This is a genomic window from Oceanobacter sp. 5_MG-2023 (assembly GCF_030548165.1).
Taxonomy (GTDB): Bacteria; Pseudomonadota; Gammaproteobacteria; order Pseudomonadales; family Oceanobacteraceae; genus Oceanobacter.
Genome location: NZ_JAUORS010000017.1, coordinates 25,713 through 38,346, shown reverse-complemented (window position 1 = coordinate 38,346; position 12,634 = coordinate 25,713). Strand labels below are relative to the sequence as shown.

Sequence of the window (12,634 nt, the reverse complement as noted above, 5' to 3'; positions counted from 1 at the left end):
CTGCCGGTCGCTACTGGATTTTTTCCACACTGATAAGGATCACCGGCTCTGCGGGTTTGTCTCCTCGCAGGGTTTTGACCTTGCCGATGGCATCCACTACATCCATCCCCTTGGTGACCTTGCCGAATACAGCGTAACCGAAACCCCGGCTGCCGTTATCGAGAAAGTGGTTATCGCTCAGGTTGATAAAAAACTGGCTGGTGGCGCTGGCTGGATCGTTCCGGCGAGCCATGGCGATGCTGCCCCGTACGTTTTTCAAGCCGTTTTCAGCTTCGTTGGCAATGGGAGGCAAGGTAGCACGCTGGCGCATGTCGGTGGTGAAGCCGCCGCCCTGAATCATGAAATCGTCGATAACGCGGTGGAACAGCGTTTGATTGTAATGGCCGCTGTTCATATAGGTCAGAAAGTTCTCTACCGAAATGGGGGCCTTGTTACGATCCAGGGCCAGCTCAATAACACCCATATTGGTGGTCAGGCGGACGGCAACCGGTGCTTGCGGGGTGGCATCGGCCCAGGCGGGGGATAACATCAAAACGGCGCTCAGGGCCAGTAGCTGTTTAACTAACAAACGACGGAACATCGATTTACTCCAGAAATAAATAGGTATCAGGCCGGTGTCATTCCGGCACCGGCCGGAATGACGGGCGGTGCCGGGCCGCGATCAGGACCAGCTGCTGGTGTGCTTGCGACCACCACGAAGGGAAGGCAGGATCAAGCCGGCCAGAATGCCGAGAAAGACCAGACCTCCACCATAAATCAGGCGGTTAAGGTCGCGGTCTTCGCGTAATTGTGCGTTTTCGACACTTATCGCTTCGAGCTGGATTTCCAGCTCCTGATTACGGGTCGATAATTTGCGGGCTTTTTCATCCAGTGCCAGCGCACCAGAAGATACTTCACGGATATTGTTCAGTTCCTGGGTGACCTGAACGGTTTTTTGCTCCAGGTCGCTGCGTTCGGAACGTAATCCTTTGACCTCTGTCTCCAGGGCTTGCAGGCGTTCGGTTGCAGTGGTGAGTTCTGCTTTGGTCCGTTCCAGCTCCTGGTTGACAACAACCAGATGTTCCCGTGCGGTGGGCTGGTTGTCGAGGTAGCGGGTCAGAACCCAGCCTTCGTTGTTCTTGCTGGTTCGTACCAGTGAATAGCCAGCATCGGTATTTTCGCCAATCAGGGTCAGGTGCTCACCGCTTTTCAGCGCCTGGATAATCCGGTGTTGGGCAGAAGGGCCGGAACGCAGTTGCAGCCACAGCGTGTCGGTGACATAGCGTTTTGAACCGGCAGAGACGGCAACATAACTGTCACCGGCCGCGGTTTGTTCTGCCTGAGCGCCGCTTGTCGCTGTTGTGCCTGCGGAGATGATCAGGCATAACCCCAGTTGCGTTAACAGTTTCACGTCTTACTCCTTGCGGGTTGCCTTAAGGCAACACTTTCTTGAACGGTTTTACGATGACCTGCTGGTATACGCCCGCATCGATATAAGGGTCACTGTCAGCCCACTGCTGGGCATCGTGCAGTGAGTTGAATTCGGCAATCACCAGGCTGCCGGTAAATCCGGCCTTGCCTGGATCGTCGCTATCGATGGCAGGATGAGGCCCGGCAACCAGTAAACGGCCTTCGTCCGACAGGGTTTGCAAACGCTTCAAATGGGCCGGACGGGCAGACAGGCGCTGATCGAGACTGTTGTCAACGTCTTGACTGATAATGGCATACCACATGGTTCAGGACTCCTCGTGATTCATGTATTTGTATAAAAATATCGACTGCGCCACGATAAATACAATGGTCAGTCCCAATAGGCCAAACAGTTTGAAGTTAACCCAGATATCTTCAGAAAAGTTATAGGCAACCAGCAGGTTGGTGATGCCACTCAGCAGGAAAAAAGCCACCCAGGCGTAGTTCAGCTGAACCCAGACTTGCGTAGGAAGCGTCAGGTTCTGCCCCATCATACGCTGCAGCAGGGTTTTTCCTGTGATCCAGTAGGTACCCAGAAAAGCCGCTGCAAACAGCCAGTTTACAACGGTGGGTTTCCATTGAATAAAGGTTTTGTCCTGCAGAATAACCGTGGCGCCGCCCATCAGTACCACCAGAGCCAGAGTCACCAGATGCATGTTCTCGATTTTACCCGTGGTGAAGCGGGTATAAAGGATTTGCAAAATGGTGGCCGGAATCAGTACGGCGGTGGCCAGTACGATCGGTTCCATGGCATGTAATGAGGCCTGCTGGTCGACATTCAACCAAGGCGATACCCACTCAATCAGCTCGGGAGCGAACTTGTAGGTCAGAAAAAAAACAACGATCGGTAAAAAATCCAGGAGTAACTTCATTCGCTTCGCATTCTATGTCCCATTACAATAGGCCGATTATGGCTGAACCTACCAAGAGCGTCCATGTGAACTCAGAGATCGATTTACACTGCCACAGCAATGCCTCCGATGGCCACTTTCCGGCAGACGAGCTAGTGCGTCTTGCTGCCGAGCGCGGTATCAAAACTCTGGCGATCACAGACCACGATACGGTTGACGGGTTCCGTCGCGGCCAGCATACCGCAGCGGAGCTGGGGATACAGCTGATCCCCGGAATTGAGCTGTCGACTGTCTGGAGTGGTGTATCGGTACATATTGTCGGGCTCGGCTTTGATCCGGAGGCGGCGGTGATGCAACAGGCGGAACAGCATCAGAGTACTGTGCGGGCAGCGCGGGCAGAAATTATCGCTGCGCGGCTGGCGAAAAAACTGCGGTGTGAGATCCCGCTGGCAGAAGTGATAGCCTTCGGTAACACCACAGCGGATCAGTTGGGGCGTCCACATTTTGCCAAATACCTGGTCGAGAAAGGCCTGGTGCCCAGTGTGCAGCAGGCGTTTAGCAAATTATTGGGTGCGGGGAAGATCGGTGACGTCAAAAGCGGCTGGCCTGATATGGCTACTGCAGTGGAGTGGATTGTGGCAGCGGGTGGCATACCGGTGTTGGCCCATGCCCACCTTTACAATATGACCCGTACCAAATTACGCAGCTGTGTGCGGGATTTTATCGCTGCGGGTGGTCAGGCGCTGGAAGTCAGTTACGGTAAAATGGACAGCAATCAGGCGGGGCAGATGGCCTCGCTGGCGCGGGAGTTCAATATGCTCGGCTCCTGCGGTAGTGATTACCACGGCCCGAACCGTTTTGGCCTCGAGCTGGGTATGATGCCGGCTTATCCGTCGCTGATTACCCCGGTGTGGCAGCAATGGTCAGCTTCTTCCTCCGCGCCATGTTGAGCACGGGTTGCCGTTGATCTGCGTTATGGTTTTTTAAGCAGGCGAGTGACCGTCGGCGTATGATCAAGATGGCAGATTGATTGAAAGAGACAGGAGTTAACATGAGCCAATTTTTACAGATTCATCCAGACAATCCCCAGGCACGACTGATTAATCAGGCTGTTGAAGTGCTGCGCAAAGGCGGCGTTGGTATTATTCCCACCGAATGCTCGTATGCGCTGGCGTGCCGTATCGGAGACAAAAAAGCCACAGAAACAATCCAGCGTTTGCGCCAGCTGGGGCCGAAACACAATTTTACTTTGTTGTGTCGGGATTTCTCTGAATTGGCAACGTTTGCCAAGGTAGACAACAGCCAGTACCGGTTGCTCAAAGCCCATACACCGGGGGCATTCACGTTTATTTTGCCCGCCACCCGTGAAGTACCAAGACTGCTGATGCACCCGAAAAAACGCACCATCGGTATTCGGGTACCAGACAACGCCATCGCCATGGCCTTGCTGGAGGCCATGGATGAACCACTGATGACCAGTTCATTGATTATGCCCGGAGACGATATGCCGCTGTCCGATCCTTACGATATTCGTCAAACCCTGGAAAACCAGCTCGATCTGATTATTGATGGCGGTTATTGCGGTTTTGAAGCCACGACCGTGATTGATATGACCGGCGACGCACCAGAGCTGATTCGACAAGGGGTCGGGGATGCGGCGGATATCCTCGACTAGTCATCGGCCGGGCTGTCAGTCGGGGATAAAACCGGTATGATGCGCGTTTTGTTGTTTCGCTTGCCTGGATGATTAGAATGACTCAAGACGCTTCGAATGCCACTGCGCCAAACGGCCCCAAACGGGTTCTGACCGGCATTACCACCTCCGGAACACCTCATTTGGGGAACTACGTCGGAGCCATTCGGCCAGCCATTGAAGCCAGCCAGGAAGACACCAACGAGTCGTTCTATTTTCTGGCAGATTATCATGCCCTGATCAAATGTCAGGACCCGGCCGCGGTCCAACAGTCCACCAAGGAAATTGCCGCGACCTGGCTTGCCTTGGGGCTGGATACCAGCAAAGCCGTTTTTTACCGGCAGTCAAATATTCCCCAGATCACGGAACTGTGTTGGGTTCTCAGCTGTATTTGCGCCAAGGGATTGATGAACCGGGCACATGCCTACAAGGCATCCGTGGACGTCAACGTAGCCGACGGTGTGGATGCCGACAAAGGCATCAGCATGGGCCTGTTCAGCTACCCGGTACTAATGGCAGCGGATATCCTGATGTTTGGTGCCACACATATACCGGTTGGCAAGGATCAGATCCAGCATGTGGAAATGGCCCGCGATATCGCCCAGCGTTTTAACCATATCTATGCCAACAAGGCCCCGATTCTGACGCTGCCCGATTACGTTGTGAGTGATCAGGTGGCCGTACTGCAAGGGCTGGACGGTCGTAAAATGAGCAAAAGCTACGGTAATACCATTCCGCTCTTTTTGCCTGAGAAACAACTGAAAAAACACATCAACAAGATCAAGACCAACCTGTTGGAACCCGGTGAAGCCAAAGACCCGGATACCTCTGCGGTCTTCCAGATCTGGCAAGCCTTTGCTTCCGACGAACAAACCGCCGCCATGCGCCAGGCCTTTGCTGATGGTATTGCCTGGGGTGAAGCGAAGAAACAACTGTTCGAGCTGATCAACGCTGAGCTGGCTGAATCACGGGAGCGTTACAACGACTTGATGAGCCGTCCCCAGGATATCGAAGAACAGCTGCAGGCCGGTGCTGCCCGCGCTCGCGCCATCAGTGAACCCATGATGGCTGAGGTGCGGCAGGCGGTAGGTATCGCCCGCTTGTTTTGAAAACCCGTTCGGTGAATCGGGTTATCCGTATTTGTTGTCACTGGCACCTGCGTTTGGCAGGTAGTCCGTATCAGGATCAATACAAGAGGGATGTTATTTGAGCTCCATGGATTCCCAGCGGCGCGTGGTTTCCGGTATGCGCCCGACAGGGCGGTTGCATCTCGGGCACTATCACGGCGTATTAAAAAGCTGGGTGCGTTTGCAGCACGAATATGAATGTTTTTTCTTTGTTGCCGACTGGCACGCCATGACCACTGAGTACGAGCAGCCACAGGCATTGTCGACCCATGTCTGGGACATGCTGATCGACTGGCTGGCAGCGGGGATCAATCCGGGGTCTGCGACATTATTTATCCAAAGCAAAATACCGGAGCAAGCCGAGCTGCATTTGTTGCTGTCGATGCTGACGCCACAAGGCTGGCTGGAGCGGGTACCGAGCTACAAAGACAAAAAATCGTCCCTGCATGAATCGGAATCATCGACGTATGGCCTTCTGGGTTACCCCTTGCTGCAAGCCGCCGATATTCTGACCTATCGTGCCGGTCTGGTGCCGGTCGGTGCCGATCAGGTGGCTCATATCGAAATGGCGCGAGATCTGGCCCGCCGTTTTAATCATTTATACGGCCGCGAAGCCGGGTTTGAAGACCATGCCCGGCTGGCGTTAAAAAAAATCGGTAAAAAGACCGGCAAGCTGTACAAGGAATTGCGGCGGGATTTTCTTTCGCATGGCAATAACGACGCCTTGTTGACTGCCCAAGCGCTGGTGCGGGAACAGGTCAGCCTGACGCTATCCGATCGGGAACGCCTGATCGGTTATCTTGAAGGCGTAGGGCGAACCATTCTGCCGGAACCCCATGAAATGCTGACGGCTACGGCGAAAATGCCCGGCCTGGACGGCGAAAAAATGTCCAGCTCCGGGAATAATTTTATTCCATTACGCGCTGAGCCTGATGAGGTCAGCCAGAAAATCCGCACCATGCGTACCGATCCGGCACGAGTCCGGCTGACAGACCCCGGCAACCCGGATGTGTGCCCGGTATGGCCCTTTCATCAGGTCTATTCCGATGAATCACTGCAGCAGCGTGTCCAGGGCGCCTGTCGTGGTGGTGAGTGGGGATGTCTGGAATGCAAGCAGCCGGTGATCGATGCGATCGTGGCTGAGCAGGAACCGATTCGTGCCCGCGCGGCACAATATGAAAACGAGCCGGATTTGCTCCGCAGTCTGATTGCGGATGGTACCGACAACGCGCGGGATGCAGCGCGAGCGACACTGGATGAAGTGCGCGAGGCCATGGGATTAAGCTATCGCTAGGAGAGGCTGTGACACACGCGCAGAATAACGCCGCCCCAGCACCCGGCAATACCTCCGTTGCCGCTGTGGATGTCACTGAAGTGACCGAATCTTTTGAGTCGACGCCGCCAGCGATATCCTTTGCTTTGGTACAAGGGCAGCCCCTGACCCAGTTGCCGCTGGATTTGTACATACCTCCCGATGCGCTGGAGGTGATTCTGGAGCAATTTGAAGGGCCACTGGATCTGCTGCTGTACCTGATTCGCAAACAGAACCTGGATATTCTCGACGTCAACGTGGCTGATATTGTTGATCAGTACCTGCGCTACATTGATGTGATGCAAGAAATGCAGCTGGAGCTGGCGGGGGAGTATCTGGTCATGGCCGCCATGCTGGCAGAAATCAAAAGCCGCATGCTGTTGCCTCGTCACAGTGACGGCAGTGATGATGAAGAAGAAGACCCTCGCGCCGAGCTGATCCGCCGCTTGCAGGAATATGAGCGTTTCAAGACGGCCGCTGAAGACCTGGATGCCCTGCCGCGTATGGAGCGGGACTGGCAACAGGCCAGCCTTCGTATCGAGCAGCCGACAGTGACCCGTATGCACCCGGATGTTGACATGCGGGAGCTGATGCTGGCCTATGCCGATATTCTGCGGCGGGCTGACCGTACCGAACATCACGAAGTACAACGTGAGCAGCTATCAACCCGGGAGCGTATGAGCCAGGTACTGGAGCGACTGGATGGCGATGAATTCAGCCCGTTCCTGCAGCTGTTTGATCCGACGGAAGGTCGTCTGGGGGTTGTTGTGACCTTTCTGGCGGTGCTGGAACTGGTAAAAGAAAAACTGATCGAGCTGGTGCAACAGCAGCCATTTGGTCCGATCCATGTGCGGATGAAGCCCGCAAGCGGAGAGTACACTGACGATGAATAATCCTGACCGTCATCACCGCAATCAGTCACTGGTTCGCCATGGCCTGACAGCAGAGCAGCTGGCTGCTGTACTGGAAGCTGCGATGCTGGTTCATGCCGCACCGATGTCGCTGGAGCGTATGGCCAGCCTGTTTGAGGAGTCGCAGAAACCGCTTAATTCAGAACTGCGCGCTGCCCTTGAGTTGCTGGATCAGCAGCTACAGGGGCGAGGTATTGAACTGGTCAAGGTCGCCAGTGGCTATCGATTGCAGGTGCGTCAGCACACCATGCCCTGGGTCAGCCGGTTATGGCAGGAGCGGCCACCGCGTTATACCCGGGCTTTACTGGAAACCCTGGTGCTGATCGCCTATCGACAACCAGTGACCCGAGGTGATATTGAAGATGTACGTGGCGTGGTGGTCAGTTCCGGTATTATCAAGACCTTGCTGGAGCGTGAATGGATCAAGGTGGTCGGCCATCGTGATGTACCGGGGCGGCCAGCGCTGTTCGCCACCACGGCAGAATTTCTCGATTATTTTGGCCTCAGTAGCCTTGATCAACTACCCTCTCTGATGGCTATCCGAGAGCTGGATGAGGACAATCGCAAGCAGGCGTTGGGCGAGAATGCCGACGCCAGGCGCCGTCCCGATGAAGATTACACATTTACCCGCGACGAAGACGTCGCTCGGCGTGGTGCCGATGTTCTGGATGCCACCGCCGATGACTTGGCCGAGGCCGATGCACTGGTCGCCCGAGTTGAACAGAATTTGCTGGCCCGTAATGAGCATGACTCAGGCAGCAATAACAAGATCACCAAAGGTAGCAATACAGAGGGCGTCCCCGCCCGGAAGCAGCTTGACGATTTGATCGACCGGCTGCAACAACCAGCACAGCGGGACGCTTCCCAGACACCTGCAGACTCAGCGGCATCGGAAGATGATGCAGAGGATGCCCGTAAACAAGATAAACCGTCATGAAAGAACGTATACAAAAAATCCTGGCCGTCAGTGCCATTGCCAGCTCCCGTCGTGAAGCCGAACGCTGGATTGCTGAGGGCCGTGTGGGCCTGAATGGCAAAACCGCCGTATTGGGTGATCGCGCCGATAAGTATGATGATGTGCGCCTCGATGGTCGCCCGCTCAAGCTGGATGATATTGGCCGGGATCGCCGCGTGCTGGCTTATAACAAGCCGGTGGGCGAAGTGTGCAGCCGTACCGACCCGGAGAAGCGCCCGACGGTTTTTGATCACTTGCCCAAAACCAAAGGCGAACGCTGGATCAATGTTGGCCGTCTGGATATCAATACCAGTGGTTTGCTGCTGTTCACCACCGATGGTGAACTGGCCAACCGGTTGATGCATCCATCGACCGGTGTCGATCGTGAGTACGCGGTGCGGGTTCGGGGTGATGTGGATGAGGCGATGATTACCCGGCTGAAAGAAGGCGTCTTGCTGGATGACGGCATGGCCAAGTTTGCCGATGTGAAATACTTCGATGGCGAAGGCCAGAACAAGTGGTATCACGTGGTGGTGATGGAAGGTCGTAACCGCGAAGTGCGGCGCTTGTGGGAAAGCCAGGGAATTGAAGTCAGTCGTCTTAAACGGGTGCGCTATGGCTGTATTTTTCTGCCATCCAATATTCCGGTCGGTACCTGGGTTGAGCTGGGCCAGCGTGAGCTGAATGACCTGTCAGACTCGGTCAGCCTGGAGCGTAAACGCGTGCGTCGGTTGGTCGGGAAAGAAAAAGAACAATTCCAGCGCCAGCAAAAGCGTCAAAAAATACGTCAGCAGGTTGGCCCACGTCCCAAGCGGCGTAACCCCGAAGCCTGATCCGTTCTGGTATTAATCCGGTGGCGTGGCGCAGGATTCTGGCAATGCCTGCTCACCCACCACCCGGTTGCGTCCCTGATGCTTGGCGCTGTACAGCGCCTGGTCGGCACGATGAATCAGACTGCGGCGACTGTCAGATACCCTCAGGCTGGCACAGCCAATACTGGCGGTGGCAGCGATATTGACCCCATGTGATGAAATACGCCGTTGGCTGATGGTCTCGCGAATCCGGTTGGCAACAATCATGGCATCGCTCTGATGGGCATTGCTGAGTAATACCAGAAACTCTTCCCCTCCAAAACGAAAGCACAGGTCCGTCTGGCGCATACAGTCGGTAATGGCTTGTACCGCGCTTTGTAGTACTTCATCGCCACTGTTGTGGCCATACTGGTCGTTAATCGCCTTGAAGTTATCCATATCGAGCATCAAGAGCGACAGTTGCTGGTTATGGCGATGGCTCAGTTCAATTTCCCGCTCCAGCGTCTGTTCCATGGCAATCCGGTTACCAGCTCCGGTCAAGGGGTCACGAAACGAGGCATCCCGTACTTTCTGATACAGCAAGGCATTACGCAGAGGATGGCGTAAAACCCCAAGCAGTACGTGCAAGCAGGATTGTTCGTGGTCATACAGGGGGGTGGCGCGAAAAAAAATCAGTTCGCCCAGGTCATCATCATGAAGATTCAGGGAGTGATTGACCCGGTGTGGGCCAACCCGCCCGAGGCAGACCGCCATAGGCAGGTCATACGAGCGATAGCTGATGCCATCAATAGGGATAGTGTTCTGGATATTCTGGAAGAAGAGTTCAATCAGCAGTCGCAGTTCCAGCGTGCTCTGGAGTTGCAGGGCGAGATGAAGCAGGGTTTCGGGTCGAATGGGGTCATCAATAACGGTGGCGTCGTTCGGCCCAGGCGGGTTACTGCGTTGTGATCGGTTCACCCCATCTTGCCTCTTGTTGTTTTATGACCAGATTATAGTTCATAAGCAAAGTTAATGCCTGAACTCTGGTGTTGATAAAATACTATATAACTCAATAACTTGTCTTTATAGCATCGGCTTTGCTGAAAAATACTCTTGGTTGGTGTCATTAAAAAGAACATATTTTTGACGCAGCAAGTCAATTTATTGTCAGTTGTTGACGTGGCGTGGATATAGAGAGCAGAGAGAATGGCGAGGGAATCGGAGCAAGAGTGTCTGACCGGAGAACACCCCGGCCAGACATCTCATTCAGCCTGAGTCCGCTGGTGGTCTATTCCGGGCGAAATGCGTGTTCGCCCTGGGCGTCCAGGCTCTGGCCATGAATACCGGTCGATGCCGGGCTCATCAAATGCAGGTACAACGGCATAATATCACTGGGAGGAGTTACATCGGCGGGGTTTTCAACCGGATAAGCGGCTGCCCGCATGGTGGTGCGGGTCGCTCCCGGGTTGATGGCATTGACGCGGATATTGCTGGTGTTTTCCAGCTCTTGCGCGAGTACCTGCATCAGCCCTTCGGTAGCGCATTTGGATACCGAATAAGCTCCCCAATAAGCGCGACCAACACGGCCAACGCTACTGCTGGTAAACAGAATGGCGGCATCGGCGGGTGCCTTGTGCAGCAATGGCAGCAGCTGCTTGATCAGTAAAAACTGGCTGTTGAGGTTAATTTGCATCACCTTCATCCAGGTGTCGGCATGGTAGTTGTCGATGGGGGTACGCTGGCCGAGCACACCGGCATTCAACAGCAAGCCATCCAGATGCCCAAAGTGGGTTTCGATCATCTCGGCCAACTGACGGTAAGGTTCTTCGTCGCTGGTTTCCAGATCAAACGGCATAACGGCGGCTTGTGGCAATTGCTCGGCTTCAATCAGGTCGTAGGTATCGTTCAGGGCTTCCTGGGTACGTCCCAACAATAAAACGGTGGCTCCGGCCCGGGCATAAGTCAGGGCTGCTTCGCGGCCAATTCCGTAGCCAGCGCCGGTGATCAGAATAGTACGCCCTTGCAGGGCTTGTGTTGCGGTCATGCGAAAATCCTTGGTCTGGTGGTTCGGGTCAGGGGGATGGCCTGGATCAACCGATACGCCGCCCTGGTGGTGCTGATCAACAGGGTGGCGGCTAGCGGCCGAGCAAGGTGATCAGTTCATCCGCGGTATGAATACTGTTATCGGCTTGCCAGCGCTGCGGGTCATCGTGGTCTTCTATATAACCAAACAGGGCGGCAATGGTGCGCATACCGGCAGCCTTGCCGGCTTGAATATCGCGCAGATGGTCGCCCACATACCAGCAGGCCTCCGGTTGCAGTTCCAGCTGGGCTGCGGCCAGCAGCAGGCTTTCCGGGTCTGGTTTGGCGATACGAACATCGTCGGCACAGACCAGTACCGGTGCGCTAATGGTCAGCTTTTCCAGCAAGGGAACAGCAAAACGGCGTGGTTTGTTGGTGACAATGCCCCATTGCACCCCCAGCAGTTGCAATTCATCGAGTACGGCCCGGAAGCCGGGAAACAAGGCGCTGGCGGTGGCAAGGTAGTCGCCATAACGGTTGAGCAACTGCTCGCGGTAGTCACTGAATTCCGGGTGATCCCGGCTTATTTCCCAGGTGATTTCGGTCAGTGCCGCACCGCCATTACTGACTTGCTGGCGAATGGTTTTATGGTCCAGAGGGGGCTTGCCCTGTTCTTGTCGCAGCGAATTGACAACACCAAAAAAGTCGGGGGCACTGTCGAGCAGGGTGCCATCCAGGTCGAACAGGATGGCGTGTGGATGCGGCTGGCTCATACGTCGTCCTGTGCTGGCCGGATGGTGGTCATCAGGTAATTGACGCTGACATCCTGGTCGTTCAGTTTGTAGCTTTTGAACAGCGGGTTATAGGTCATGCCGGTAATATGGGTCGCTTGCAAATCAGCCTGGCGGCACCAGCGTGTCAGCTCACTGGGCTTGATGAATTTGGTGTAATCGTGGGTACCGGCCGGTAGCATTTTTAACAGGTATTCCGCTCCGATAATCGCCATGCCATAAGCTTTGGGGTTGCGATTCAAGGTAGAGAAAAACACATGGCCGCCGGGTTTTACCAGAGTGGCACACGCACGGATGATGGAAGCCGGGTCGGGTACGTGCTCAAGCATTTCGAGGCAGGTGACGACGTCGAAACTGGCCGGTTGCTGTTCGGCCAGTGCTTCAACGGCAATATGCTGGTAATCAATTTTGACGCCGGATTCGAGGGCGTGCAAACGGGCGATATTCAGCGGCGCTTCACCCATATCGATACCGGTAACCGTGGCACCTCGCTGGGCCATGGCTTCGCTGAGCAAACCACCACCACAGCCAACGTCCAGAACCTGTTTGCCAGCCAGTTCGGCAGCCTGGTCGATGTAGTTGCAGCGTAATGGGTTGATATCGTGCAGGGGTTTGAATTCGCTTTCCGGGTCCCACCAGCGGCTGGCCAGGGCTTCAAATTTGGCGACTTCGGCGTGGTCGACGTTTGCTGTACTGTGTTCGGTCATCATTGTTTCCTGTTGTCCCGTCGAG

General features: G+C 55.0%; 15 protein-coding genes. 7 read left to right on the top strand and 8 right to left on the bottom strand.

The features are described 5' to 3' along the window. Nucleotides 1-10 precede the first annotated feature (10 nt). The 4 genes from Q4551_RS11965 to Q4551_RS11950 form a co-directional block, all read right to left on the bottom strand. On the bottom strand, nt 11-580 hold the full coding sequence (locus tag Q4551_RS11965) for a peptidylprolyl isomerase (RefSeq protein ID WP_303434073.1): 570 nt from the start codon (nt 578-580) through the stop codon (nt 11-13). Nucleotides 581-661: 81 nt separating this feature from the next. Then, on the bottom strand, nt 662-1,390 hold the full coding sequence (locus Q4551_RS11960) for a TIGR04211 family SH3 domain-containing protein (protein WP_303434072.1): 729 nt from the start codon (nt 1,388-1,390) through the stop codon (nt 662-664). Nucleotides 1,391-1,412: 22 nt separating this feature from the next. Next, nucleotides 1,413-1,712, bottom strand: coding sequence for a YciI family protein (locus tag Q4551_RS11955; RefSeq protein ID WP_303434071.1), 300 nt, complete (start codon nt 1,710-1,712; stop codon nt 1,413-1,415). A 3-nt stretch (nt 1,713-1,715) separates the two neighbouring features. Then, on the bottom strand, nt 1,716-2,321 hold the full coding sequence (locus Q4551_RS11950; RefSeq protein WP_303434070.1) for a septation protein A: 606 nt from the start codon (nt 2,319-2,321) through the stop codon (nt 1,716-1,718). Between the two features lie 65 nt (nt 2,322-2,386). On the opposite strand from Q4551_RS11950, the gene Q4551_RS11945 reads away from it, so the two are divergent. From Q4551_RS11945 to rluB, 7 genes are all read left to right on the top strand, one after another. Beyond that, entirely contained in the window at nt 2,387-3,250 is an 864-nt protein-coding gene (locus Q4551_RS11945; protein WP_303434069.1) for a PHP domain-containing protein, read from the top strand. A 101-nt stretch (nt 3,251-3,351) separates the two neighbouring features. Then, nucleotides 3,352-3,975, top strand: a complete 624-nt coding sequence (locus Q4551_RS11940) for an L-threonylcarbamoyladenylate synthase (protein ID WP_303434068.1) — start codon at nt 3,352-3,354, stop codon at nt 3,973-3,975. Nucleotides 3,976-4,052: 77 nt separating this feature from the next. Then, on the top strand, nt 4,053-5,102 hold the full coding sequence (gene trpS / locus Q4551_RS11935) for a tryptophan--tRNA ligase (RefSeq protein WP_303434067.1): 1,050 nt from the start codon (nt 4,053-4,055) through the stop codon (nt 5,100-5,102). 106 nt (nt 5,103-5,208) lie between these two features. Further along, nucleotides 5,209-6,414: a tryptophan--tRNA ligase gene (locus Q4551_RS11930; protein WP_303434117.1), complete on the top strand. Its 1,206-nt coding sequence runs from the start codon at nt 5,209-5,211 to the stop codon at nt 6,412-6,414. Between the two features lie 80 nt (nt 6,415-6,494). Next, nucleotides 6,495-7,325 carry a ScpA family protein gene (locus tag Q4551_RS11925; protein WP_368501392.1) on the top strand — a complete coding sequence of 277 codons (831 nt, stop codon included), beginning with the start codon at nt 6,495-6,497 and terminating at the stop codon, nt 7,323-7,325. After that, the gene (scpB, locus tag Q4551_RS11920) at nt 7,318-8,280 is read left to right on the top strand and encodes an SMC-Scp complex subunit ScpB (RefSeq protein WP_303434066.1); all 963 of its coding nucleotides are present in this window, start codon (nt 7,318-7,320) and stop codon (nt 8,278-8,280) included. Before Q4551_RS11925 ends, scpB begins: the two co-directional genes overlap by 8 nt. Further along, nucleotides 8,277-9,131, top strand: a complete 855-nt coding sequence (gene rluB, locus Q4551_RS11915; protein WP_303434065.1) for a 23S rRNA pseudouridine(2605) synthase RluB — start codon at nt 8,277-8,279, stop codon at nt 9,129-9,131. Before scpB ends, rluB begins: the two co-directional genes overlap by 4 nt. Before the next feature lie 12 nt (nt 9,132-9,143). On the opposite strand, the gene Q4551_RS11910 is transcribed toward rluB, so the two are convergent. The 4 genes from Q4551_RS11910 to ubiG form a co-directional block, all read right to left on the bottom strand. Further along, entirely contained in the window at nt 9,144-10,067 is a 924-nt protein-coding gene (locus Q4551_RS11910) for a GGDEF domain-containing protein (protein WP_303434064.1), read from the bottom strand. Between the two features lie 310 nt (nt 10,068-10,377). Further along, nucleotides 10,378-11,133, bottom strand: a complete 756-nt coding sequence (locus tag Q4551_RS11905; protein ID WP_303434063.1) for a YciK family oxidoreductase — start codon at nt 11,131-11,133, stop codon at nt 10,378-10,380. 91 nt (nt 11,134-11,224) lie between these two features. Beyond that, nucleotides 11,225-11,884, bottom strand: a complete 660-nt coding sequence (locus Q4551_RS11900) for an HAD family hydrolase (protein WP_303434062.1) — start codon at nt 11,882-11,884, stop codon at nt 11,225-11,227. Beyond that, a complete protein-coding gene (gene ubiG, locus Q4551_RS11895; RefSeq protein ID WP_303434061.1) occupies nt 11,881-12,609 on the bottom strand; it encodes a bifunctional 2-polyprenyl-6-hydroxyphenol methylase/3-demethylubiquinol 3-O-methyltransferase UbiG in 729 nt (242 codons plus the stop codon). Before ubiG ends, Q4551_RS11900 begins: the two co-directional genes overlap by 4 nt. Nucleotides 12,610-12,634: the final 25 nt, after the last annotated feature.

Excerpts from the sequence above, each read along its gene's own strand:
- Q4551_RS11900 (WP_303434062.1), bottom strand. The coding sequence starts at position 11,884 with ATGAGCCAGCCGCATCCACACGCCATCCTGTTCGACCTGGATGGCACC.
- Q4551_RS11965 (WP_303434073.1), bottom strand. The coding sequence starts at position 580 with ATGTTCCGTCGTTTGTTAGTTAAACAGCTACTGGCCCTGAGCGCCGTT.
- Q4551_RS11905 (WP_303434063.1), bottom strand. The coding sequence starts at position 11,133 with ATGACCGCAACACAAGCCCTGCAAGGGCGTACTATTCTGATCACCGGC.
- rluB (WP_303434065.1), top strand. The coding sequence starts at position 8,277 with ATGAAAGAACGTATACAAAAAATCCTGGCCGTCAGTGCCATTGCCAGC.
- Q4551_RS11950 (WP_303434070.1), bottom strand. The coding sequence starts at position 2,321 with ATGAAGTTACTCCTGGATTTTTTACCGATCGTTGTTTTTTTTCTGACC.
- Q4551_RS11930 (WP_303434117.1), top strand. The coding sequence starts at position 5,209 with ATGGATTCCCAGCGGCGCGTGGTTTCCGGTATGCGCCCGACAGGGCGG.
- scpB (WP_303434066.1), top strand. The coding sequence starts at position 7,318 with ATGAATAATCCTGACCGTCATCACCGCAATCAGTCACTGGTTCGCCAT.
- trpS (WP_303434067.1), top strand. The coding sequence starts at position 4,053 with ATGACTCAAGACGCTTCGAATGCCACTGCGCCAAACGGCCCCAAACGG.
- Q4551_RS11940 (WP_303434068.1), top strand. The coding sequence starts at position 3,352 with ATGAGCCAATTTTTACAGATTCATCCAGACAATCCCCAGGCACGACTG.
- Q4551_RS11955 (WP_303434071.1), bottom strand. The coding sequence starts at position 1,712 with ATGTGGTATGCCATTATCAGTCAAGACGTTGACAACAGTCTCGATCAG.
- ubiG (WP_303434061.1), bottom strand. The coding sequence starts at position 12,609 with ATGACCGAACACAGTACAGCAAACGTCGACCACGCCGAAGTCGCCAAA.